General features: G+C 63.7%; 22 protein-coding genes. 9 read left to right on the top strand and 13 right to left on the bottom strand.

Going from position 1 to position 23,831, the window contains the following annotated elements:
- Positions 1-3: 3 nt before the first annotated feature.
- Together AC0QTX_RS11280 and AC0QTX_RS11275 are read right to left on the bottom strand one after the other, a co-directional pair.
- Entirely contained in the window at positions 4-924 is a 921-nt protein-coding gene (locus AC0QTX_RS11280; RefSeq protein WP_474603914.1) for a branched-chain amino acid ABC transporter permease, read from the bottom strand.
- 138 nt (positions 925-1,062) lie between these two features.
- On the bottom strand, positions 1,063-2,238 hold the full coding sequence (locus AC0QTX_RS11275; protein WP_474603977.1) for an ABC transporter substrate-binding protein: 1,176 nt from the start codon (positions 2,236-2,238) through the stop codon (positions 1,063-1,065).
- A gap of 380 nt (positions 2,239-2,618) precedes the next feature.
- Here AC0QTX_RS11275 and AC0QTX_RS11270 point away from each other — a divergent pair, with 380 nt between their 5' ends.
- The 8 genes from AC0QTX_RS11270 to AC0QTX_RS11235 all read left to right on the top strand — a co-directional run bounded on the left by AC0QTX_RS11270 (position 2,619) and on the right by AC0QTX_RS11235 (position 12,308).
- The gene (locus AC0QTX_RS11270) at positions 2,619-4,268 is read left to right on the top strand and encodes a benzoate-CoA ligase family protein (protein WP_474603913.1); all 1,650 of its coding nucleotides are present in this window, start codon (positions 2,619-2,621) and stop codon (positions 4,266-4,268) included.
- 89 nt (positions 4,269-4,357) lie between these two features.
- Complete coding sequence (locus AC0QTX_RS11265) at positions 4,358-6,712, top strand: bifunctional salicylyl-CoA 5-hydroxylase/oxidoreductase (protein ID WP_474603912.1); 2,355 nt, start codon at positions 4,358-4,360, stop codon at positions 6,710-6,712.
- A 1-nt stretch (position 6,713) separates the two neighbouring features.
- On the top strand, positions 6,714-7,481 hold the full coding sequence (locus tag AC0QTX_RS11260; protein WP_474603911.1) for an SDR family NAD(P)-dependent oxidoreductase: 768 nt from the start codon (positions 6,714-6,716) through the stop codon (positions 7,479-7,481).
- A gap of 1 nt (position 7,482) precedes the next feature.
- Complete coding sequence (locus AC0QTX_RS11255) at positions 7,483-7,992, top strand: MarR family winged helix-turn-helix transcriptional regulator (protein WP_474603910.1); 510 nt, start codon at positions 7,483-7,485, stop codon at positions 7,990-7,992.
- The gene (locus AC0QTX_RS11250; RefSeq protein ID WP_474603976.1) at positions 7,992-8,825 is read left to right on the top strand and encodes an enoyl-CoA hydratase family protein; all 834 of its coding nucleotides are present in this window, start codon (positions 7,992-7,994) and stop codon (positions 8,823-8,825) included. The genes AC0QTX_RS11255 and AC0QTX_RS11250 overlap by 1 nt, the downstream gene beginning before the upstream one ends.
- A 1-nt stretch (position 8,826) precedes the next feature.
- Positions 8,827-10,011, top strand: coding sequence for an acyl-CoA dehydrogenase family protein (locus AC0QTX_RS11245; RefSeq protein ID WP_474603909.1), 1,185 nt, complete (start codon positions 8,827-8,829; stop codon positions 10,009-10,011).
- Positions 10,012-10,025: 14 nt separating this feature from the next.
- On the top strand, positions 10,026-10,475 hold the full coding sequence (locus AC0QTX_RS11240) for a RidA family protein (RefSeq protein ID WP_474603908.1): 450 nt from the start codon (positions 10,026-10,028) through the stop codon (positions 10,473-10,475).
- 99 nt (positions 10,476-10,574) lie between these two features.
- Positions 10,575-12,308 (top strand): mechanosensitive ion channel family protein, encoded by a 1,734-nt coding sequence (locus AC0QTX_RS11235; protein ID WP_474603907.1) that lies wholly within the window; start codon positions 10,575-10,577, stop codon positions 12,306-12,308.
- A gap of 18 nt (positions 12,309-12,326) precedes the next feature.
- Here the strand turns inward: AC0QTX_RS11235 and greA are convergent, their stop codons facing one another.
- The 10 genes from greA to AC0QTX_RS11185 all read right to left on the bottom strand — a co-directional run bounded on the left by greA (position 12,327) and on the right by AC0QTX_RS11185 (position 21,471).
- Complete coding sequence (gene greA / locus AC0QTX_RS11230; RefSeq protein ID WP_474603906.1) at positions 12,327-12,794, bottom strand: transcription elongation factor GreA; 468 nt, start codon at positions 12,792-12,794, stop codon at positions 12,327-12,329.
- Between the two features lie 60 nt (positions 12,795-12,854).
- Positions 12,855-13,973: a branched-chain amino acid ABC transporter permease gene (locus AC0QTX_RS11225; RefSeq protein WP_474603905.1), complete on the bottom strand. Its 1,119-nt coding sequence runs from the start codon at positions 13,971-13,973 to the stop codon at positions 12,855-12,857.
- Entirely contained in the window at positions 13,970-14,992 is a 1,023-nt protein-coding gene (locus tag AC0QTX_RS11220) for a branched-chain amino acid ABC transporter permease (protein WP_474603904.1), read from the bottom strand. The genes AC0QTX_RS11225 and AC0QTX_RS11220 overlap by 4 nt, the downstream gene beginning before the upstream one ends.
- Complete coding sequence (locus tag AC0QTX_RS11215) at positions 14,989-15,714, bottom strand: ABC transporter ATP-binding protein (protein ID WP_474603903.1); 726 nt, start codon at positions 15,712-15,714, stop codon at positions 14,989-14,991. The genes AC0QTX_RS11220 and AC0QTX_RS11215 overlap by 4 nt, the downstream gene beginning before the upstream one ends.
- Complete coding sequence (locus AC0QTX_RS11210; protein ID WP_474603902.1) at positions 15,707-16,468, bottom strand: ABC transporter ATP-binding protein; 762 nt, start codon at positions 16,466-16,468, stop codon at positions 15,707-15,709. The genes AC0QTX_RS11215 and AC0QTX_RS11210 overlap by 8 nt, the downstream gene beginning before the upstream one ends.
- Before the next feature lie 24 nt (positions 16,469-16,492).
- Positions 16,493-17,683 (bottom strand): substrate-binding domain-containing protein, encoded by a 1,191-nt coding sequence (locus tag AC0QTX_RS11205; RefSeq protein ID WP_474603901.1) that lies wholly within the window; start codon positions 17,681-17,683, stop codon positions 16,493-16,495.
- 105 nt (positions 17,684-17,788) lie between these two features.
- A complete protein-coding gene (locus tag AC0QTX_RS11200; protein ID WP_474603900.1) occupies positions 17,789-18,724 on the bottom strand; it encodes a DMT family transporter in 936 nt (311 codons plus the stop codon).
- 55 nt (positions 18,725-18,779) lie between these two features.
- A complete protein-coding gene (locus AC0QTX_RS11195; RefSeq protein WP_474603899.1) occupies positions 18,780-19,694 on the bottom strand; it encodes an SMP-30/gluconolactonase/LRE family protein in 915 nt (304 codons plus the stop codon).
- A 17-nt stretch (positions 19,695-19,711) separates the two neighbouring features.
- Positions 19,712-20,548 carry a universal stress protein gene (locus tag AC0QTX_RS11190; protein ID WP_474603898.1) on the bottom strand — a complete coding sequence of 279 codons (837 nt, stop codon included), beginning with the start codon at positions 20,546-20,548 and terminating at the stop codon, positions 19,712-19,714.
- A gap of 98 nt (positions 20,549-20,646) precedes the next feature.
- Positions 20,647-21,471: a polyphosphate kinase 2 family protein gene (locus tag AC0QTX_RS11185; RefSeq protein WP_474603897.1), complete on the bottom strand. Its 825-nt coding sequence runs from the start codon at positions 21,469-21,471 to the stop codon at positions 20,647-20,649.
- 139 nt (positions 21,472-21,610) lie between these two features.
- On the opposite strand from AC0QTX_RS11185, the gene AC0QTX_RS11180 reads away from it, so the two are divergent.
- Complete coding sequence (locus AC0QTX_RS11180; RefSeq protein ID WP_474603896.1) at positions 21,611-22,246, top strand: glutathione S-transferase family protein; 636 nt, start codon at positions 21,611-21,613, stop codon at positions 22,244-22,246.
- Positions 22,247-22,249: 3 nt separating this feature from the next.
- Here AC0QTX_RS11180 and ligD read toward each other — a convergent pair whose 3' ends face one another.
- A complete protein-coding gene (gene ligD / locus AC0QTX_RS11175) occupies positions 22,250-23,827 on the bottom strand; it encodes a non-homologous end-joining DNA ligase (RefSeq protein WP_474603895.1) in 1,578 nt (525 codons plus the stop codon).
- Positions 23,828-23,831: the final 4 nt, after the last annotated feature.

Here is a 23,831-nt window from a genome sequence, read left to right as displayed (position 1 = left end):
CCCTCAGCGCTTTACGGGAAACAGCCCGGAGGGACGGAAGAACAGCACGGCAGCCATGAAGATGTAGATCAGCATCGGTGCGATGGCGCGCCCGGTCTGGCTCGCCGCCGCGGGATCGAGGACGAGGCGCAGCAGATTGGGGGCGAAGGAGCGGCCGACCGTGTCCACGAGGCCGATCAGCAGAGCGGCCAGGAACGCACCGCGGATCGAGCCTATGCCGCCGATGACGATCACCACGAAGGCCAGAATGAGGATGTTGTCGCCCATCCCGGGCTCGACAGAAAGGATGGGCGCAACCATGGCGCCGGCAAATCCCGCCAGCATGGCGCCGAACCCGAACACCACCATGAACAACCGCTGGATATTGACCCCGAGCGCGGAGACCATGGCGGCATTGGTGGCGCCTGCGCGCACCAGCATGCCGACGCGCGTGTGATTGACGAGGACGTAGAGCAGAGCAGCGATCACGAGACCGGCCGCAATGATGGCAAGACGATAGACGGGATAGAGGAGCCCGTTTGCGATCTCCACCGAGCCCGAGAGCAGGTCAGGCACGGGAACGCTTAAGGGAGCTGCGCCCCAGACGAACTTCACACCCTGATTCAGGAACAGGATCACGCCGAAGGTGGCGAGCACCTGATCAAGATGATCGCGGTCGTAGAGATGCCTGAAGATCAGGACCTCGAGCAGGAGGCCGAAAGCCAGCGCTGTGGGAAGAGAGAGGAGAAGGGCCCAGCCGAAGCTCCCTGTCCAGGCGCTGAACGCCGCAACCAGATAGGCGCCGACCATGTACTGGACGCCGTGAGCCAGGTTGATGAAGTCCATCACTCCGAACACAAGGGTCAGGCCTGCGGCGATGAGGAAGAGGATGAGGCCGAACTGAAGGCCGTTCAGGGCCTGAACGAAAAAGAGAGTTGCTGTCATCGGCGCTTCACTGGCTGCAGGCCTGCATCAACCGAGCCTCCGCTCGCATGCCCTCAGGCGAGGGCATCATGAAAGGTGCATTGAAAGAGGAGGCCTGTCCCAGGGTGTGCCGGGACAGGCCGTGTCAGCCAAATGAGCTTAGTTCGTCGGCGTGCATTCCTTGGCGTATGCATCCGTGTAGTCGTCGAACACCTTCTCGGCGACTTCCGTCTGAAGCTTGCCGTCTGGACGCTTGGCAGCCTTCACCAGATAGAAGTCCTGGACCGGGAAGCCATTGGCGCCGAACTTGAAGTCGCCGCGCAGGGACTTGAACTCGGCCTTCTGGATGGCCGTGCGCAGAGCATCCTTGTTGTCGGTCTTGCCGCCCGTTGCCTTGAGAGCGGCGTCGATCAGCAGGGCCGCATCATAGGAGTGCATGGCATAGGAGGCCGGAACCGCGTTGTAGGCGGCCTCAAAGGAAGTAACGAACTTCTTGTTTGCCGGCGTGTCCATGTTCGGAGCCCAGTTCGAGCCGCTGAGCATGCCGATGGCGGCATCCTGCTGCGCAGGCAGGTTCGTCTCGTCCACCGTGAAGGCGGAGAGGAACGGGATGCGGTCTGCAAGGCCTGCTGCGCGGTACTGCTTGACAAGATTTACACCCATGCCGCCCGGCATGAAGGTGAAGATGGCGTCAGGCTGCATGGAGGCGATCTTCGCAAGCTCTGACTGGAAGTCGAGGGTGTTGAGAGGGGTGTAGGATTCCTCGACGATCTCGCCCTTGTAGTGGCGCTTGAAGCCCGCCAGAGCATCCTTGCCGGCCTGGTAGTTCGGCGCCAGCAGGTAGACCTTCTTGTAGCCGCGGTCCTGCGCCACCTTGCCGAGAACCTCGTGGTTCTGGTCGTTCTGGTAGGAAGTGGCGAAGAAGTACGGGTTGCAGCTCTTGCCGGCGAGGTTCGACGGGCCGGCATTCACGCTGATGTAGAAGGTCTTCGAATCGACGATTGGCTTGTGCGTAGCGACAGCCACGTTCGAGAAGATCGGGCCGACCACGAAGTCAACCTTGTCGCGCTCGATGAGGCCTTTGACCTTCGTCACGGCCACGTCGGGCTTCAACTCGTCATCGACGACGATCACCTCGACGTCGCGTCCACCGAGCTTGCCGCCGAGATCCTTCACGGCGAGCTGGAAGCCGTCCCGCGCGTGCTGGCCAAGAACGGCCGAGGGGCCGGACAGGGTCAGCAGCAGGCCGACCTTCAGCTTCTCCTGCGCCATGGCAGGCGCTGCGACCAGGGTCACGGCTGCTGCTAGGCCAAAGGATTTAATTGTCATGTTCATCATCGTCTCCCGAGTGGCTGTTCCCTGCGCACGTTTGCCGTGCTTACGTGATTGTTCCCGGCGGGACGTGAGGCGCCTCGACGGAAGGGGCGGCGCTACTCTGCCGCAAAACGTTTCTGGCGAACACTCCCTTTATTGGAGCCCTCGCAGCGGCATCCCCAAAATTGGGATTGCCAAGGATTGTTTTAAGTTTAAAATAATTTCTGCCTTCTTCAAGTGGATTGTTTCGCAGGGGAAGGTTGGTGGGATGACAGCTGCGTGAGGAGCGGGACGAGGGAGCCTGAGGAGCGCGTTTGCGGCCCTCGGCGCATCAGGACCCAAGCTCTCTAGGCCCGCGCGGTATTGCTCTCCTGCTCCACAATCGAACGGAGGAGCGGACGATGTCGGACACGGCACATGTGGATACCTTCGCGAGAGACAACCTTCCGCCCCGGGATCAGTGGCCGACATTCCTCTTCACCCGGCCCGAACTGCAGTACCCCGAGCGGCTCAACTGCGCCGTGGCATTCCTCGACCGGTGGGTCGAAGAGGGCAGGGGCGACGAGCCCTGCCTCATCAGCCCGGCCGAGACGCTCACATATCGCGAGCTTCAGGAGCGGGTGAACCGGATCTGCAACATGCTGGTCCAGCGACTTGGCTTCGTGCCCGGCAACCGGGTTCTCCTGCGATCCGCCAACAATCCGATGATGGTGGCGGCCTACCTGGCCGTTCTGAAAGCCGGTGGCGTCGTCGTCGCCACCATGCCGCTCCTGCGCGCCAGGGAGATCGCCTATCCGCTGAACAAGGCCAAGATTGCCATCGCGCTCTGCGACCACCGCCTTGCGGAGGAGATGGAGCGTGCCAGGACCATGGCGCCCGATCTGCAGCATGTGGTGTATTGGGGCTCCGGCAAGTACGACAGTCTCGAAGCAATGATCATGGAAGCCTCGCCGGAATTCGAGGCGATCGACACGGCCGCGGATGACGTGTGTCTGATCGGCTTCACCTCCGGCACCACGGGTGAGCCGAAGGGCACCATGCATTTCCACCGTGACATGCTGGCGATCTGCGATGCGTATTCGTGCAACGTGCTGCGGCCCGAGCCGAGTGACCGCTTCATCGGTTCGCCGCCGCTCGCCTTCACCTTCGGGCTCGGCGGCATCGTGCTGTTTCCGATGCGAGTCGGCGCTTCGACCGTGCTGCTGGAAAAGGCCGGACCAGACGATCTCCTGCCGGCGATCATGCAGTACAAGGCCACCATCTGCTTCACGGCGCCCACCGCCTATCGCGCCATGCTGTCGAAGCTCGAGGGCTACGACATCTCATCCTTGCGCAAGTGTGTCTCGGCAGGCGAGCCCCTCCCGAAAGCGACCTTTGAAGCCTGGCGGAGCGCGACGAACATCCGGCTCATGGATGGCATCGGCGCCACCGAGATGCTGCACATCTTCATTGCCGCCGCCGAGGCGGAGATCCGGCCTGGTGCAACCGGCAAGCCTGTCCCCGGCTACGAGGCCAAGGTCATCGACGAAGAGGGCCGCGACCTGCCGCCCGGCAGCATCGGTCGCCTCGCCGTCCGCGGGCCGACCGGGTGCCGGTATCTCGCGGACGAGCGGCAGCGCAAATACGTGCAGGACGGCTGGAATGTCACCGGGGACACCTACCTCATGGATGAGGACGGGTACTTCTGGTATCAGGCCCGCTCCGACGACATGATCATCTCCGCGGGCTACAACATCGCGGGGCCTGAGGTCGAGGCCGCGCTTCTCACTCACCCGGCGGTGGCCGAATGCGGTGTCGTGGGAGCACCGGACGACGGTCGCGGTACGGTCGTGAAGGCTTATGTGGTTCTGCACCCGGACTACGTCCCGAGCGCAGAACTGACGAAGATCATTCAGGATCACGTGAAGCAGGAGATCGCCCCCTACAAATATCCGCGTTTGATCGAGTACGTAGAGGTCCTTCCGCGGACTCAGACTGGCAAACTCCAACGTTTCGAACTGCGCCGTATTGCCCAGGACGTGGCTAAGCCGCAGGAGACAATGAGTGCCTGATGGGACCGGGAGTGCCGAAACCAGGCTTTCAGGTTGATTGAAAATTACTTTAAGCTTAAAATAAATCTCTCATCTCGGGTAGGAACCCAATGAAAACGGCGATCATCGGCGGCGGCCCTGCGGGGCTCTATTTCGCGATCCTGCTGAAGAAGCTCAAGCCCGAGGCCGATGTTACGGTCTACGAGCGCAACCGGGCCGACGAGACCTTCGGCTTCGGCGTCGTGTTTTCCGATGCCACCCTCGACAATTTCGAGAAATACGACCTGCCGAGTTATCAGCGGATCGTCCGCGAGTTCGCCTATTGGGACGACATCGCAATCCATTTCAGAGGAAACGAGCACCGGATCGGAGGCAATGGCTTCTGCGGCTGCTCGCGACGCACGCTGCTCCTGATCCTTCAGGATCGGGCGGAGGAACTCGGCGTCACCTTGCGCTACGAAGCTGACGTGGACGACGAGAGCCTGTTCGCCGATGCCGAAATCGTCGTCGTGGCGGATGGCATCAACAGCCGATTCCGCGAGCGGTATGCAGATCATTTCCAGCCTGAAGTCGACTTGAGGCCCAACAAGTTCACCTGGATGGGTTCTACCAGGCCGCTCGATGCCTTTACGTTCATCTTCCAGGAGACGGAGTGGGGGCCCTTCATCGCCCATGCCTATCAGTATGAGGCCAACCGCTCCACCTGGGTGTTCGAGACCGACCCCGAGACCTTCGAGCGGGCCGGGCTGAAGGACAAGAGCGAGGCGGAATCCGCCGCGCTCATGGAGCAGATTTTCGGCTGGTTCCTCGGCGGACATCGCATCCTCACGAATCGCTCGATCTGGCGCAACTTCCCGATGATCCGCAACAAGCGCTGGGTCATGGGCAACAAGGTGCTGCTCGGAGACGCCAAGGCCTCGGCGCATTTCTCCATCGGCTCCGGCACGAAGCTCGCCATGGAGGATGCCATTGCTCTCTATGAGGCCCTCCGCCGGGATCCGAGCGTCGAGGGCGCCTTGGCGCTCTATGAGACGGGGCGGCGCGAGGAGGTCGAGAAGACGCAGCATGCGGCCGACGTGTCTCTGGTCTGGTTCGAGCATGTAGCCCGCTTCTGGGACTTCGATCCGGTGCAGTTCGCCTTCGGCGTGATGACCCGCGCCAAGGCGATCACTTACGACAACCTGCGACTGCGTGCGCCCGATTTCGTCGCGGCCGTCGACAAGACCTTCGCCAAGCAGGTACGCCGGCAGGGCTTCGACGTCCCGGTGGAGAGCCCCACGGTCCCCATGTTCCAGCCGTTCCGGCTGCGGGAGATGACGATCGCCAACCGGGTGGTGGTGTCGCCGATGGACATGTACTCGGCGAAGGACGGTGTGCCGAACGACTTTCATCTCGTTCACTACGGCTCCCGCGCGTCAGGCGGGGCGGGATTGGTGTTCACCGAGATGACCTGCGTCTCGCCGGAATCCCGCATCACCCTCGGCTGCGCAGGGCTGTGGAATGACGAGCAGGAAGCTGCCTGGCAGCGGATCGTCGATTTCGTTCATGCGAATTCGGCGACGAAGATCTGCCTGCAGCTCGGCCATGCGGGTCGGAAAGGCGCCACCAAGCTCATGTGGGAGGGCATCGACCGGCCGCTGGAGGAGGGCGCCTGGGACATATGCTCCGCATCGCCCATCCCGTACTTCCCCGACAGTCAGGTCCCGCGTGAGGTAACGCGCGCCGAACTCGACACCATCAAGGCTCAGTTCGTTGAAGCGGCCATTCGTGGCGAGCGTGCCGGATTCGACATGCTCGAACTCCACTGCGCCCACGGATATCTGCTGGCGAGCTTCATCTCACCGCTCACCAACCGGCGCACGGACGAGTATGGCGGCTCCCTTGAAAACCGTCTGCGCTATCCGCTGGAGGTGTTCGATGCCATGCGGGAAGTCTGGCCAGCGCACAAGCCCATGTCGGTTCGCATTTCCGCAACCGATTGGGCCGAGGGCGGCGTCACGGGCGAGGAAGCGGTCGAGGTCGCCCGCGCCTTCGCCGAGCATGGTGTGGATCTCGTCGACGTCTCGACAGGCCAGACCGTGCATGAGGCGCGGCCGATCTACGGGCGCATGTTCCAGACGCCGTTCTCTGATCAGGTGCGCAACGAGGCACGCGTCGCCACCATGTGCGTCGGCAACATCACGACGGCCGATCAGGTGAACACGATCCTTGCGGCAGGGCGGGCGGATCTCGTCGCACTTGGGCGACCGCATCTCGTCGATCCGTTCTTCACCATGAAGGCTGCGGCCTGGTATGGTGCGGCCAGCATTCACTGCCCGCCGCAATACTATGCTGGCCGGGACCAGATCTTCCGCAACTCCGTTCGTGACCGTCAGGATCTGGAAGAGCTGAAGATCAAGGCCAAGCCCAAGACCCGAGCCGAGTTGAAGATGGAGGCCGGTGAGAATCCTCTGGCGGCAGAATGAGATGACCATGGCAAGTTTCAAAGGTCGGCATGCACTGGTCACGGGGGGCGGCCGCGGGATCGGCCGGGCCATCGCAGCATCTCTCGTGAAAGCGGGAGCGACCGTGACCATCGTCGGCCGCACCCCCGTAACGCTCGAGCAGGCCATCATGCAGGGCGATGCTCACGCGGCTGCCGTGGCAGACGTCACGGACGCGCAGAGGGTTCAGGCCGCCGTGCAGGAATCGGTCTCGCGCTATGGGCCTATCGATCTGATGATTGCCAATGCCGGAGGGGCGGCTTCGTCGCCTTTCATGAAATCGGGCCCCGAGATCTTCCGGCAGATGCTTGACGTGAACCTGCTTGGTGTCACGAACCTGGCTCAGGCGGTATTGGGCTCGATGACCGATCGGGGCTTCGGACGGATCGTAGCCGTCGCGTCTACGGCGGGCCTGAAGGGCTATCCCTATGTGAGCGCCTATTGCGCCGCCAAGCACGCTGTCATCGGCTTCGTTCGTGCCCTGGCCCTTGAGACTGCCAGGACTGGGGTCACCGTGAATGCCGTCTGTCCGGGTTTTACCGACACCGATCTCGTGGCAGAGAGCCTCGAGACGATCATGGCGAAGACCCGTAGGACCCGAGAAGAGGCACTGGGAGAACTCGTGAAGCATAACCCGCAGGGCAGATTGATTGATCCGTCGGAGGTGGCTGGGGCAGTGCTCTGGCTCTGCAGCGAGGAAGCGCGATCCGTGACGGGACAAGCCGTCGTGGTGGCCGGGGGGGAAATCTGAGATGGACGATCAGGCGATTCCGCTCGACGCCGAAACAAAGGCGGTCGAGATGCCGGAGGATCACCGGGAAGAACTGCGCCTCTGGCTCCGCCTTCTCACCTGCACCACCCTGATCGAGGGTGAGGTGCGCGGTCGCCTGCGCGAGCAATTCGACGTCACCCTCCCGCGTTTTGACCTGATGGCGCAGCTCGACAAGGTGCCGAACGGGATGACCCTGTCCGATCTCTCGAAGCGCATGATGGTCTCGAACGGCAATCTCACCGGGCTCGTCGACCGGCTCGTTTCGTCCGGCCACATCGCCCGGACCGTCTCTCCCACGGACAGGAGAGCGACGGTGATCAGCCTGACGGGGAGCGGCCGCGCCGAGTTCCGTGCCATGGCGGCCGAGCATGAACTCTGGATCGCCGATCTGTTCGGTGGACTCACGGAAAAAGACCGGAGCGAGCTCATGCGGCTCCTCGGAAAGACCAAGCTGTCGGCACGGCGCGCGATCAATGGAGAAGCACAGTGATGCAGGTTGCCAATTCCGTCACGCTGCCGCTCGCCACTTATGAGCCGCGCCATTTCCTCCTGGCTGTCGATGGACCCGTTGCGACGGTCACGCTCAACCGTCCGGAGAAGAAGAACCCGCTCACCTTCGAGAGCTACCGCGAGCTGGCGGATTTCTTCCACGCCTGTGCCAAGGACGAGGACGTCAAAGCCATCGTGGTGGCGGGAGCCGGGGGGAATTTCTCGTCCGGCGGCGACGTCTTCGAGATCATCGGCCCGCTGGTCGAAATGGACACGAAGGGCCTCACCGCCTTCACGCGCATGACCGGCGAGCTGGTGAAGGCCATGCGGGCTGCTCCCCAACCGATCATTGCGGCTGTCGAGGGCATCTGCGCCGGCGCGGGTGCCATCGTGGCGATGGCGTCCGATATCCGTCTCGCGGCGCCTGGCGCGAAGGTGGCGTTCCTGTTCAACAAGGTGGGCCTTGCTGGCTGCGATATGGGCGCCTGCGCCATTCTTCCGCGCATCATCGGCCAGGGTCGGGCCTCGGAGCTGCTCTATACCGGCCGCTTCATGAGCGCCGAGGAAGGCGAGCGGTGGGGCTTCTTCAGTCGTATGGTCGATTCCGGCGAACTCCTGGGCGAGGCGCACAACCTGGCCCGGATGATCGGCACGGGTCCCACCTATGCCAATACGATGACGAAGCGCATGCTCGCGATGGAATGGGCCATGTCGGTCGAGGAGGCCATCGAGGCCGAGGCCGTGGCGCAGGCCTTGTGCATGACGACCGAGGATTTTGCGCGCGCCTACCGCGCCTTCGCGGCCAAGGAAAAGCCGGTCTTCAAGGGAGATTGACGTGGTTGATACGAGCTTTCTCTCCTGGCCCTTCTTCGAGGATCGTCATCGGCAATTTGCCGAAAGCTTGCGCGACTGGGCTGCACGGGAAGTCCACTCCCTTGTCGAGCACCATGACGTGGACGCCTCCTGCCGCAATCTCGTTCGCCGCCTTGGTGAAACCGGATGGCTGAGGGCCGTCGTGCCGCAGGCCTATGGCGGGTTGTCTCCAACCTTCGACGTCCGCACCCTGTGCCTCGCCCGCGAGACGCTGGCCTATCAGGACGGCTTGGCGGACTTCGCCTTCGCCATGCAGGGGCTCGGCACTGGTCCGATCACCCTGTTCGGCTCTGAAGCGCTGAAGGAGAGATACCTGCCGCCGGTTGCCCGGGGCGAGGCGATTGCGGCTTTTGCATTGTCCGAACCGGACGCGGGCTCGGATGTGGCCGCCATGAGCACGACGGCAACTCCCGATGGGCCGGATCATGTGCGCCTCGACGGCGTGAAGACCTGGATTTCGAACGGCGGAATCGCCGATCATTATGTCGTCTTTGCCCGATCAGGCGAGGCACCCGGGGCTAAGGGGCTGTCGGCCTATGTGGCCGATGCGCAGACGCCGGGACTGACGGTCGAGAACCGGATCGATGTCATCGCGCCCCATCCCCTTGCCACCCTTCGCTTCGAAGGCTGCCGGGTACCGCTCTCGCAGCGCATCGGAGGTGCGGGTCATGGGTTCAGGCTTGCCATGGCGACCCTCGACGTCTTCCGCTCGACAGTGGGAGCTGCAGCCCTGGGATTGGCCCGCCGCGCGCTCGACGAGGCTCTGCAACACGCTTCGTCCCGCCAGCTTTTCGGGGCTCCTTTGGGTGAGCTCCAGTTGACTCAGGCCTCGCTTGCCGACATGGCAACCGGCGTCGACAGTGCCGCGCTCCTCGTCTACCGAGCTGCGTGGACCAAGGATCAGGGCGCGGAGCGCGTGACCCGCGAGGCTGCCATGGCAAAGATGCACGCCACGGAGGAGGCGCAACGCGTGATCGACCGGGCGGTCCAGATCTTCGGCGGCCTCGGCGTGACTAAGGGCGTGAAGGTCGAGGAGCTCTATCGGGAGATCAGGGCTTTGAGGATCTACGAGGGAGCGACGGAAGTGCAGAAGATCGTGATCGCGCGGGAGCTCCTGAAGATGCACGCACAGCAATCCAATCATTGAGAGGGAGGATGCCGATGACAGCTGCTGTTGGGGATGCTCCCGTGCCCGTCACTGACGATGGTCCCGAAGTTCTCAACCCGAAGCACTGGCCGACACCCAAGGGCTATGCCAACGGCATGATGGCCGATGGCAGGATCGTAGTCACCGGGGGCGTTGTCGGCTGGGATGAGACCTACTCTTTTGCCGATGGCTTCGTTGCGCAGGCGCGCCAGATCTTCGAGAACATCCAGGCGATTCTGGCGGAGGGCGGTGCCGAGCCCCGGCATCTGGTGCGACTGACCTGGTATGTCGTCGACATCGATGAATACCTCGCGAATCTGCGCGAACTCGGCCGGGCGTATCGGGATGTGTTCGGCACCCATTATCCTGCCATGGCGCTCGTCCAGGTTGTGCGCCTTGTGGAAAAGGCCGCCCGCATCGAGATCGAGGCAACCGCCGTGGTTCCGCATCGGACAGCAACCTGAATCCTGTCTCCAGGGGGGAGGAAAATCCGCCATCGGTTGGAAGCGCCTGTCTGTTGGACTAGGATGGCGCCCTTGGATCCCCATGATCGGGAAGGCGCCATGATGATCTCCCTGCGACAAGCACTGCGCGAGATGGCAGTCCCGCTGGTGGGCGCGCTTCTGCTGGTCCTGTTCATCGCCTTGCAGATTTTCGGGACGCCTCAGGCGCTGAGCGGCCTCGGATTCCTCTCTCCGGCGCAGACGTCGAGCCCCCGGGCCACTCTGGACAGCTTCCGGGGCGACGTTTCGCGAGCAACCGCCCTGCTCATGGAGGCTTATCGGGAGAGCAGGTCCGAACCAGGCCTGTCCTGGAGCGAGAGCGTTACCAAGAAGGTTGCGGAGGCCGATGCCCTGCTGGTCAGAGCCTCCCAAACCCTCGACCTAGGGGATATCCCTCCGGTCGAACTGGAGCATCGGCGGCTTGAGTCAGTCATCCTTCTGAAAGAGATCCTCGACCGCGTCCCGTTGCCGGACCCGGGGAGGATCCCGGGTGACGACGAGGTCGCGGGAAAGCCGCCGGCAAACTGGAGTGTGCCCGGAACGGACCTTCGGATCGTGCGCATGGCAGACGGACCGAGGGCCGGGGAGTACCTGTTCTCCAGCGGGACGATTCTTGGGCTTGAGGGCTTCTATCGCCTGATCCGCAACGAGCCCAACCTGAGCGGGGCACAAACGGATTTCTACGACTTTTTCAGCCAATCCCCTGGCCATCTGCTGCCGCCGAAATGGTTCAGCGTGATTGAGGCCCTGCCGGCGTCCCTGAGAACCGAGATCGAGGGGCAGGCAATCTGGCAATGGATCGCATTCGCTCTCGTGGCCGGCCTCGCCGCCGGAGCAGTTTTCGGAATCCGATCCCTGGCGCGCAATGCGTCCTCCTCTCAAAACGGCGCAGTGCAGGTCCTTGCGGGTGTGATCGTGCCAGGCGCTGTCGCAGTGGCGGCATTGTTCGTGCGCTTCATGAGCGACAACCAGATCAACCTGACGGGCCGGGTCAACAGCATCGTCGAGGAGGTAGCCGAGGGGATCGCCTATCTCGCCATGATCTGGGCCGTCCTCGTGTTCTCCAATGCCATAGCCGGCAGGCTTTACCTGTCTGCAACGAAGAGCATCGACGCGCATTTGGCACGGGCTGCCGTTCGGATTGCCGGCCTTGCCGTCGCCATCACCCTCCTCATCTACGGCGCCTCCCATCTTGGCATCCCCCTGGCCGGCCTCCTGGCCGGTCTGGGCGTCGGTGGCCTGGCGGTTGCCCTTGCGGCCAAGCCGACGCTGGAGAACTTCATCGGAGGCTTGATCCTCTATGCGGACCGGCCGGTTCGTGTGGGTGATCTCTGCCGGTTCGGCACTCTCGAAGGCCGGGTCGAGGAGATCGGGATCCGCTCGACCCGGATCAGGGGGCTCGACCGGACCCTGATCACGATCCCGAACGCAACCTTCGTGAACATGAACATCATCAACCTGACAAACCGGGACCGTATGCCCTACGACCGGGTCATCGGGTTGGTGGCCGCGGATACGGCGGCGATCCGGCACGAGATCGAGGCCATTGCGGCCCTGGTGGCGGAGCACCCGAGAATCGAGAGCGGTTCGGTCCAGGCGCGGCTGAGGGAGGGGCATGAGGAGAAGCCGAAGGTCGAGATCTGTGCTCTGATCACGACATCCAAGTGGAGCGAGTTCCTACAGATACAGCAGGAACTCGACCTGATGCTGCGGGACAAGCTTCTGGCCGCTGCCCCCGCCGACGAGGCAGCCGGTGCGACGGACAATGTCGTGCCGCTCAAGGACCCTGCATGAGCCGAGGGCCTGAGGATCTCAGATCTTGATCGAAACGATCTCGGCCTGACCCTGCCCTACGATGACAGTATCCCCGACCTCCTTGCCCATGAGCGCCTGCGCGAGAGGCGACACGTAGGAGAGGCTGCCTTTCGCCGGATCGGCCTCGTCCTCACCGACGATGCGATAGGTCTGCTGTCGTCCATCCTCGCGCTCGAAAGTGACCTCGGCTCCGAAGCGGACGTGCGACGTGTCGGTCGGTGGAGGCACCACCTCGGCTGAGACCCGGCGGGCCGACCAGTAGCGCAGGTCGCGGGAGAGACGGGCGAGTTCGGCCTTGTCGTCTCTGAGCTGTGCGTCCGCAAGGCGCTTCTCAAGAGAGGTGATTTCCGCATCCATGCGGGCCAGCCCCGCCGGGGTGACGAGATGGTGAGGGCTGATCGACCGATCAGGCAGGTCCTCGAAGGCTTCCCCACCTTCGGCTTCACGAACAAAGGCACGACTCATGGCGCTTCCTCCGCCTTGGAGGAAAACGTTCGAAATCGGCTAAGTTTCCCCGCTTGGCCTTTAGGGTTTGCCTTGTCTCAAGCGACCGACGATCCCGCCTGGGAAGGCGTAGACGCTGATGATGAACAAGGCGCCGAGCCACAGAAGCCAGCGATCTGGATGAATGAGGTTGGGCAGGAGCGGGATGCCTGCGAGAGCCGCGCTTCCCGCCCCCATCAGCACCTGCAGGTAGCTCTGGGCCAGCACGAACAGGGCCGCCCCGATGACGGCGCCGTACATGGTACCCATGCCGCCGATGACGACCATGAGCAGGATGTCGATCATGATGGAGAAGGACAGGGTGGTGTCGGGCCCATTGTAGCGCAGCCACAGCGCCATGAGTGCGCCGGCGACCGTCGCAGCCAGGGCCGAGATGACGGAAGCGGCCGTGCGGTAGGCAACGACCCGGTAGCCCAGTGCCTCCGCCCGGAACTCGTTCTCGCGGATCGCCTGCAGCACGCGGCCGAAGGGCGAGTTCACGATGCGGAGCAGGGTTAGGAAGACGACAAGCGCGACGACGAAGACGAGATAATAGGCTAGCAGGCGTCCGTTGATCATGGTGCCGAAGACCGGCTCCGAGAAGAGCCGGAAGGCCGGGCGAAGGGCCGGCGGCAGCTGGAACGACAGGCCGTCCTCGCCGCCGGTGATGTCGGACAGCTGAGAGGCCAGAACGGCCGCCGCAGACGCGACCGCCAGGGTGATCATCGAGAAGAAGATGGCGCGCACCCGGAGCGACAGCAGTCCGATGGCGATCGCCAGGACGGCTGACAGGCCGAGCGCCGCCGCCAGGCCGATGCCGACCGAACCCCAGGTGGGGCTCACGCGCTCGAGTGCAATGGCGATGCCGTAGCCGCCGATGCCGAAGAACATGGTGTGGGCGAAGGACACGATGCCGGAATAGCCGAGCAGCAGGTCGTAGCTCGCCACTAGCACGATGAACACGCAGATCTTCGCCGCCGTGCCCACGGGCTGGCTCCCCGAGAACAGGAACGGGGTCGCGGCCAGAAGCACGAAGATGGCAAGCAGAATGAAGCTCAGGGCCCGCGACCGGGGCAGGTCGGAGGATAGCAGCCCGGTCAGGATCCCGCCGCGCCGGCGGGTCTCGTCGAAGGCTAGAGGGAGGGCAGGGGAAGTGCTCATCGGCGTGCTACCGGAAACAGGCCCTGGGGACGCCAGACGAGGACGAGGGCCATGACGAGGATGTTGGAGATCAGCGCCAATTTCGGCTCGATGAAGCCGACATAGTTGGCCACGAGCGCCACGAGGATGGAGCCCACGAAGCAGCCTCCGACCGAGCCGAGGCCGCCGATGATGATGACGATGAACACCAGCACCATCACCTCCATGCCCATGCCGGCGGTGAGCGTCTGGCGGTAGAACGCCCACATGACGCCGCCCAAGCCGGCGAGCGCCGAGCCGGCGATGAAGACGCTGACGAACAGCCGGCGGATGCGGTAGCCCAGCGCCTCGACCATCTCCGGGTTCTCGACCCCGGCGCGGATGAGAAGGCCGATCCGGGTGCGGTTGAGGATCAGCTGCATGCCGAGGAAGACCACAAGGCCGATGACGACCGCAATGACCCGGTAACGCTCCATGACGATGTCGCCGAGCACGAAGGCACCGCGCAGGGATTGCGGCAGCGGAATCGGAATCGGCGAGGCGCCCCAGATGGCGTGGATGAGCTGTTCCGTGACGATCAGGCCGCCCATGGTGACCAGGATCTGCTTCAGGTGGCTGCCATAGACCGGACGGACGATCACGCGCTCGAAGACTGCTCCGGCGAGGGCCGTGACGGTCATTGCAACCAGGATGCACAGCCCCAGGAGCGCCAGGTTCAGCCCGATGGAGTCCGACAGCGCCCAGCCGGCCAGGGGACCGAGAACCAGAAGGGTCGCGTAGGCGCCGAGGGAGATGAAGACGCCATGGCCGAAATTGATGATGTCCATGAGGCCGAACACTAGGGTGAGCCCCGAGGCCATCAGGAAGATCATCATGCCCATGGCAAGCCCTGCGACCGTGAGCGTCACCCAGGTCGAGGGGCTGCCGACGAAGGGCAGCGCCAGGAGCGCAAGGGCCGGAATGAGCAGCAGCGGCAGCCAATCGGTCTTGGCGCGGGGGAGTTCGGCTGGGGCCGAGGATTGGGCAGCCATGTCACTCATTGGTGCGCATCCAGAGAGAGGCCGAGCAGGCGCTGCTGCATGTCTTTGTCCGTCACGAGATCGCTCATGGCGCCGGAATGCACGATGCGTCCGTCGTCCATCACGACCACATTGTCGCCGAGCGCCGAGGCCGCATAGAAGTTCTGCTCCACGAGCAGGATGGTCTCGCCCGAGGCTTTCAAGGCCCTGAAAGCCTCGATCATGCTGCGCACCATCACGGGAGCGAGGCCCTTGGTAGGCTCGTCGATGAGCAGCAGGCGGCGGGGCTCCGCGATGGCGCGGGCGATGGCGAGCATCTGCTTCTGCCCGCCGGAGAGATTGCCTGCCGGCAGGTTCCAGAAGCGCTTGAGCGCGGGAAACAACCCAAGGAGCCAGTCAAGGCGGTTCTTGTCCACGGGGCCGCTGCGGGCAGCGAGCACGATGTTCTCGCGCACGGTGAGATCCGTGAAGATGCCCATGGATTCCGGTACATAGGCGATCCCGGCCTGGGCAATGTCCGGCGTAGATCTTGCCGTGATGTCGCTGCCATCGAAGCGGATACGGCCGGACGATGCCTGCCACAGGCCCATGATGGTGCGCAGGGTCGTCGTCTTGCCCGCACCGTTGCGGCCGAGCAGCATGGTCAGCTCGCCGGCCGGAATCGCAAAATCCAGGCCGTGAAGAATGTGATAGGGACCGATATGCGTGTGCACATCGGAGAGCTGCAGCAGCGGTTCAGTCACGGGCGACCTCCACGCCGAGATAGGCTTCCTGCACCACCGGCGACGCGATGACCTCGGCGGGATCGCCGTCGGCCACGAGGGCGCCGTTGTGGAGCACGATGATGCGGTCGGAGAGCGAGCGCACCACGTCCATCTTGTGCTCCACGAGGAGCACGGTCGCGTCCCCGCGTTGCCTGATGTCGTTGATGAGTTCGAGAATGGTCGGAACTTCGTCCACGCTCATGCCGGCGGTTGGCTCGTCGAACATGAAGACCTTGGGCTCCATGGCGATGAGAAGCGCAACCTCGAGCTTGCGCTGGTCACCGTGCGAGAGGGCTTTCGGCGCGATGTGGCGCTTGTCGGCCAGGCGCACGCGCTCGAGGACCGCCTCCGCCTGCTCGATCAGATCGCGGCGCGTGTTCCAGACCTTGAGGAGCGACCATCCCGCATCGGCTCGGCTCTGCACCGCCAGGCGCACATTCTCGAGCGCGGTGAGCTGCGGGAACAGATTGGTGAGCTGAAAGGCCCGTCCGAGCCCACGCTTGGTGCGGGCCGATGGGGCAAGACCCGTGATGTCCTCGCCGCCGACGATCACCTGACCTGAGGTGGCGCGCAGCTGGCCGGATATCAGGTTGAAATAGGTGGTCTTGCCGGCGCCGTTGGGGCCGACGATGGCCGTGAGCGTGCCGGGGATGAAGCGGCACGACACGTCGCTGACGGCCACATGGCCGCCGAAGCGAATGGTAAGCCCGCGCGTTTCAAGCGCGGGCGTCATTGTCGTCGATAGGGTCACGAGTGCTTAACGCTTGTTCCGAACCGGGACCGGCATCTTGTCGGCCGGGATGGTGGCGACGAGATCGAGCAGGTCGTTCGCGTCCTTGCCGTTGGCCTTGACCTTGAAGTGGTACATCTCCTGCATGGCCTGATGATCTTCCTTGCGGAAGGTCATCGGTCCCTTCGGCGTCTCGAAGGTCATGCCCTCCATGGCCGTGATCAGCTTTTCGGTGTCGGTGCCGCCGGCCTTCTGAATGGCCGTGACGGCAGCAGACGCCGCCGCGAATCCGCCTGCGGTGAAGAAGTCCGGCGGAGCGTTGAAGCGCTTCTGGTGCTCGGCCACGAGCCAGTCGTTCATCGCGTTCTTCGGGAACGCATAATAATAGTACACCGCGCCTTCCATGCCGGGGTAGTTCTTGTAGATCTGCATGGCCGGCAGGATGTTGCCGCCGGGTGCGATCTCGATGCCGAAGCGCTCGGGCTTCAGGTCGGCGATCTTCGGCAGCGGATGCTGGCCGGCCCAGATAATGTTGATGATCTTCTTGCCCGGCTTGTCCTTCAGCGCGTCGAAGATGCGCTGAGCGGAGGCAGTGAAGTCTGTGGCGTTCTGCGGAGCATACTCCTCGAACACGACCTTCGCGTTCGGGCGGATCTGCGCGAGCGCGTTCTTCAGGGCCGCAACGCCGTCCTTGCCGAAGGCATAATCCTGCGCGAGGGTGGCGATCGACACATCACCGCTTGCCGGCACCGCAGCCGCCGCGCCATAGGCGTCCTGCGTCGAGTTGCGACCTGTGCGGAAGATGAAGCGGTTCCACTTCTCGCCGGTGATCGCGTCGGCCACGGCGGGCTCCACGATCAGAACCTTGCCGTTCTCCTCGGCGACGGGGAGCATGGCGAGAGCCGCGGCGGACGAGGTGGTGCCGACCGCAAGGTCGACCTTGTCGTCGTTATAGGCCTGCTCCAGCAGCGTCTTGGCAAGATCAGCCTTGAGCTGGTCGTCCTTCACGATGACGTTGATCTTGCGGCCGTTGATGGCCATCGTGCCCTTGGTCAGGTACTCGAGGCCCATCATGAAGCCGGCCTCGGTCTGCTTGGCATAAGCCTCGAGCGGACCGGTCTTGCCGGCAATCAGAGCGATCTTGATGTCTTGAGCAAAGGCTGAAGACGCAAAGAGAATTCCTGCCGTGGCGGCAGCGATTTTAAGTCCTAGGCGCATCTGTCTCCCCGTTCTGTTGTTGCGCCATTGACGGCTTTGCACTGCAGCATGTCAAGGCCGGTTCCGGATACTTCCATAATCAGAAAGGATGATCCGGCAGGAGGCTCAAGCCTCAGGCAGCACCGGCGTGTCGATGTCTTTCGCCTCCCGCCCGCGCCGGGCGGCCTCGCGTTCGAGCAGCAGCAGGACCAGACCCGCGCCGCAGATCACGCCGGCACCCACGAGCGTCCAGAACCCTACGACGTCGCCGAAGAACAGATAGCCCAGCACGATTGCCCAGACGATGAGGGTGTACTGATACGGAGCAACCACGGATGCCGGTGCGATCTTCAGCGACCTGTTCACGCAGACATGCGCTACCATGGACACGATGCCGAGCAGGAAGAGGCCGGCGAGATCGAGCGGACCGGGCGTGACCCAGGCGAGCGGCGCGGCGACGAGCCCGAAGATCAGGGCTCCGAGAATCTGACCGAGCACGAGGGTGGCGTCGTGGGTCTCCCGCAGCTTGCGGGTCGTAATCATGAGAAGCGAGTAAAAGAGACTTCCTGCGAGTGCGATGAGGGCCGGAAGTGACAGGGTGGCGCTCGATGGCCGCAGGGCGATCAGGACGCCGACGAAGCCGAAGGCGATGGCAAGCATGCGCGGCTTGTCGATCTTCTCGCCGAGCCAGAATGCCGCGAAGGCCGCCACGTAGATCGGTCCGGCCAGGTAATAGGTCATCACGTCCGCCAGCGGCAGATAGGTGACGGCCCAATAGAAGCAGGCCACCTCCAGGGTCGAGAGGGTGATGCGCACCGCATGCAGCCCTGGCTGCGGCGGGATCTCGAACGGAACCTTCTGCCGGCGCATGAGGGGCAGGAGGACCATGAGCGCCGCGATGCTGCGCAGGAGCAGAACCTGCCCGACGGAATAGGTGGCCACGAGCCACTTTCCCATGACGTCGTTCATGGCGAACATGAAGACGCCGAGCAGCATCAGGCCGATGCCGACGAGGACGCCTGACCGAACCTTGTGGGCTGGGGAGGAACCGGAATGAGACATGGGCCGCATTCATGGGCGAAGCGGCCGTAATTCACAAGCTCCGCGCGTGCATGTTTCAGAAGGTTTTGGCCCCATTCACGGGCAGCATGATGGCGTAGAGCGACGTCGTGGCGCAGATGTAGAGCCGGTTGCGCTTCGGCCCGCCGAAGACGACATTGGCGACCGCCTCGGGAACCAGGATCTTGCCGATCAGCGTGCCGTCGCTCTCGTAGCAGTGCACGCCGTCTCCGGCGCTCGTCCAGATCCGCCCGGCCTCATCCAGCCTGAAGCCGTCGAACAGGCCCTGCGTGCAGGTGGCGAAGACGCCGCCGCCCGAGAGGCCTCCTTGATCGTCCACATCGAAGACCCTGATGTGGCGCGGGCCGTCCTTCACATGGGTGGCGCCGGTGTCGGCGACATAGAGGCGTGTTTCGTCGGGCGAGAAGGCAATCCCGTTGGGACGTACGAAATCACCAGCGACGATGCGGACTTCGCCCGTGTGCGGATCGATGCGATAGACATGGCAGGCGCCGACCTCGCTCTCGGCCTTGTGCCCCTCGTAGTCGGAATCGATGCCATAGGCCGGATCCGTGAACCAGATCGAGCCATCGGACTTCACTACAACGTCGTTGGGGCTGTTGAAGCGTTTGCCCTGGTGATGGCTGGCGAGCACCGTGATCGAACCGTCATGCTCGGTGCGGGTCACGCGCCGGTTGCCGTGCTCGCAGGTGACGAGGCGCCCCTGCCGGTCGACCGTGTTGCCGTTGGAATAGCCGGACGAGTGCCGGAAGACGCTGACGGTGCCCGATGTCTCGTCGAAACGCATCAACCGGTCGTTGGGCACGTCGCTCCAGATCAGGTAGCGTCCGGCCGGAAAGTAGGCCGGCCCTTCCGCCCAGCGGCACCCCTCCGCCAGCTTCTCTAGGCGCGCGGACCCGATGTGCAGACGCTGAAAGCGATCGTCGAGGACGACGGCGACATCCCGGAACATGGCGAGCGACATTCCTGTCAGTGGGCCATCAGCACAGGCATGGTCGTGTTGCCAAGAATATGACTGGTGGCTCCGCCGAAGAACATCTGCCGCAGGCGGCTCTGGGTATAGGCACCTTTCACCAGCAGGTCGCAGCCGAGAGCCGCGGCTTCCTTCAGGATCGTTTCGCCGGGCCGGTTGGAGGGGTCGGCCGCCGAGATCGCTTCCGCCGGCAGATCATGCATTCGAAGATGGCGGGCGAGCTCCGAGCCCGAGGGTCCGGGAACACCCCAGTCGTCGAGCTCGAGAATGACGATCCGCTTGGCTTTCCGGAGCAGCGGCATCGAGCCCAGTACGGCACGGGCCGTCTCCGTGCTCCGGTTCCAGGCGATCACGGCGGTCTCGCCAAGGCTGCGGGCCGGCGTGGGTGGCGCGATGAGGACCGGGCGCCCGGTCTCGAAAAGGGCTGCCTCTGCCGTCGACAGGCGGGTCTGCCCGTTCGATCCGTCGGGGCGCCCGACGACGATGAGGTCGAATACCCTCCCATAGGCTCCCAGGAAGGCATCCTCCATCAGCCCGTCCTGCCGCCAGCCGGAACTCAGGCCTTCCATTCCGGCAGCGGCGCGCGAGATTTGCTTGACGGCCATGAAGGCCTCGAAGCGTTCGCGGCACGTGCGGGCCATCTCGAGGCGGTTTTCCGGAGTGATGGGAGAGGGGACGCCGATGGCGATGTCCACCGGCAGGACTACCGGGTAATCGGGGGTTATGGCAATCCCCTCGATATAGCTGTCGAACAGCTGGGCGAGCTGCAGGGCAGCCTCCAGCTGGGGTTCGATGGCGCCATGGTCTTCGATCGGGACAAGAATGCTTTTCATAAGGATTATTGTCGCGCTTTAATTCCCTGTCGGCAAGGGCACAGGAGCATACGACAAAGGATGAATGCGACTGCTGCCGGCCCTTGTGGACGCGTTCTCTAGCGGACCGTGAAGTCCTTGGGATTCCAGGAGACCTGGGGATATTGCGGGTTCATCTCCTCGAGGGCCGCCTTGACGATGTTGGCGATGGCGGCGTTGCGGACCCATTTCCGGTCGGCCGGGATGACATGCCAGGGCGCCCACGGGGTCGAGCAGCGATGGAGCATCATCTCGTAGGCCTCCTGGTAGTCGTCCCAGTGCTCCCTGTCTTCCAGATCGCCAGGATTGAACTTCCAGTTCTTGGTTGGATCGTCGAGGCGGGCCTGGAGGCGCTCCTTCTGCTCGTCCTTCGAGATGTGCAGCATGCACTTAAGGATCGTGGTGCCGTTCTCGACCAGGATCTTCTCGAAGGCATTGATCTGCTCGTAGCGCTGCTCGATCACGTCCGCAGGCGCGAACTTCCTGACCTTCCCGATCAGGACATCCTCGTAATGGGAGCGGTTGAAGATGCCGATCGTCCCGCGCCGGGGGCAGACGGCGTGCACGCGCCAGAGGTAGTCATGCTCCAGTTCGAGCTTCGTGGGCGGGCCGAAGGCATGGACCGAGACCCCCAGGGGACCTGTCGCATTGAAGACGCTGCGGATGGTGCCGTCCTTGCCCGAGGTGTCGGTGCCCTGGAGGATCACGAGAAGGGAGCGGGATCCCTCGGCGTAGAGCCGGTCCTGCAAGGTGTCGATCTCCTTGGCGAGAGCGGCCGTGTTCGTCTTGGTCTGCTGTTCGTCGCCGAAGAGGGACTTGTCGCGGGGATCACGATCCCGGAGGCGGACCTTTTCGCCGGGTTTGATCTGCAGCTTCTCGATCAGGGTCTTGGCAAGATCCGTCATCGTCATCTCCCGTTTGCCTTGAGGACGATAGGGCATGAGCGCATGAAAGGAAGGTTGGGATCGCAGGCCAGCCTCCCTTTACGCGGCTTCCGGCGCCATCTACCAAGGCAGGGCCACGAAAAACCTCCAGGGGCTCACGATGCTTGCTCTCTACTATTATCCCGGCAATGCCAGCCTTCTGCCGCACATGATGCTGCGCGAGCTCGGGGCCGAGTTCGAGCTGCGCCTCGTGGACCGGGGGCAGAATTTCCAGAAGAGCGCCGAGTACCTCAGGCTCAATCCCAACGGCCGCATCCCGGTTCTCGTGGATGGCGATCTCGTCCTGTTCGAGACGGCCGCCATTGCCCTTCACCTCGCTGACAAGTTCCCGCAGGCGGGCCTTGCTCCTGCCCTCGGTACAAGCGAGCGGGCCGAGTTCTACAAGTGGATGATTCACATGACGAACACGCCGCAGGCGGAATACCGCGCCTGGTTCTACCCGCACGAGCATGCGAGCGACGAGGCTGCGGCACCGGCCGTAAAGCAGGCGGCCAATGAGCGCCTCACCCGCATGTTCGACGTGATATCCGAGCAGCTCGGCGACAGAACATGGCTGCTCGGGGACAGGTTCTCCGCCGCCGACCTTTTCCTGTTCATGCTGATCCGCTGGGGCCGGGGCATGCCGCGCCCGCCGCGGAGCCTGCCGAACCTGAACGCCTTGGCCGAGCGCGTCCTTGCCCGGCCTGCGGTGCAGCAGACCCTCGAGGCGGAAGGGATCAAGGCTCCTGTCTTCTGATCGCTACTTCTTGCGCGACGCGGGCCTAGACGATTTTTGCTCTGGCAGCACCTGATCGATCTTTCCGATATCCGCCCAAGGATCCTTCTTGAGCGCGGAGAGGCGCCGGCCCAGGTTCTCGACGGTGAAGCCGTTGGGTTTGAGATCAGGTGAAAGCTCTTCCCACGCAATCGGTGTCGCCACGGGCGCACCGGGCCGGGAGCGGGTGGAGTAGGGCGCCACAGCCGAGGCCTCGCGGTTGTTGCGCAGATAGTCGATGAAAATGCGGCCCTCTCGCTCCTGCTTGACGGACGTGGTGGTGTAGCGCTCCGGCTCGTCTGCCGCCATCGCCTCGGCGATCCCGCGCGAAAATGCAAGCGCCTCCTTCCATGGAGCCTTCGGCTTCAGGGGCACCACCACGTGCAGGCCCTTGCCGCCCGTTGTCTTGACGAGGCTCTCCAATCCCAGCGCCTTCAGGCGCTCGCGGACCGCAACAGCGCCTTCGATCACGCGCGGCCAATCCACGCCCTCGCCCGGATCAAGATCGAAAATGAGCCGATCGGGGCGTTCCAGATCGGCAATGGTTGCGCCCCAGACATGCATCTCCAGCACGCCCGATTGCACGAGGGCGATCACACCTTGGATGTCAGTGACGGTCAAAGCCTCCTGCGTGCCGCTGTTGTCCGGAATCGTTGTGCGATGGATGAAGTCGCTCATGCCGGCCCAGGAATGCCGCTGGACGAAGCACTTCTTCTCCGTGCCTCCCGGGCATCGGATGAGGGTGAGAGGACGGTTGACCAGATGTGGCAGAAGCCAAGTGCCAATATCGCGGTAGAACTCCGCCAGTTCCTGCTTCGTGAGCCCCTGATCCTCCCACAGGATGCGGTCAGGATGGGTGAGAGGCACGCCGGCCACTTCGGTGTCGCCCGCCTTCGCGGCCTTGACGCTTGAGGCCTTCTTCGCAGGCTTTGCTGCCGTCGCCGATGAGGCCTTCCTTGGGGCTGCTGTCCGTTTCGCGGGAGCCTTGGCGGAGCGCCCGGGTGCGATCTCCTCGAGCGCGCGCCCGGTCTTCACCGAGAGCGGCGCGTCTTCGAGTATGTCCGGGTCGTCCTCGGTCCTTGCATGCGCATCATCGGCCTTGATGAGCAGCCAGGATGGCTGGCGCTCGCGCGGGCGCTTCGCCATGCGGACGAGATGCCATGTGCCATGGAGCTTCTCGCCCTCAAGGCGGAAGGTGAGGCGGCCTTTCTCGTAAGCCTCATGGGGGGCGCCTTCCGGCTCCCAGGTCCCTCGATCCCACAGCAGGACGGTGCCGCCGCCATATTGGCCGTCTGGGATGGTGCCTTCGAAATCCCCGTAGCCCAGGGGATGGTCCTCGACCTCGACCGCCAGACGCTTCTCGCCCTTGACGAGGCTGGGCCCCTTCGCCACCGCCCAGCTCTTCAGGACGCCGTCGAGCTCGAGGCGGAAGTCATAATGCAGGCGGGAGGCATCGTGCTTCTGCACGACGAAAGATGCGCCCCGGCGCCGGGAGGCTTTGCCTGCCGGCTCCGAGGTCTTGGTGAAGTCGCGCTTGGCGCGATAGGCTGCGAGCTTTGCCATGGTC

It is taken from the genome of Microvirga sp. jy35 (assembly GCF_056148915.1).
The sequence above is the reverse complement of the archived record's forward strand: the minus strand, read 5'-3'. Positions and strand labels throughout refer to the sequence as shown.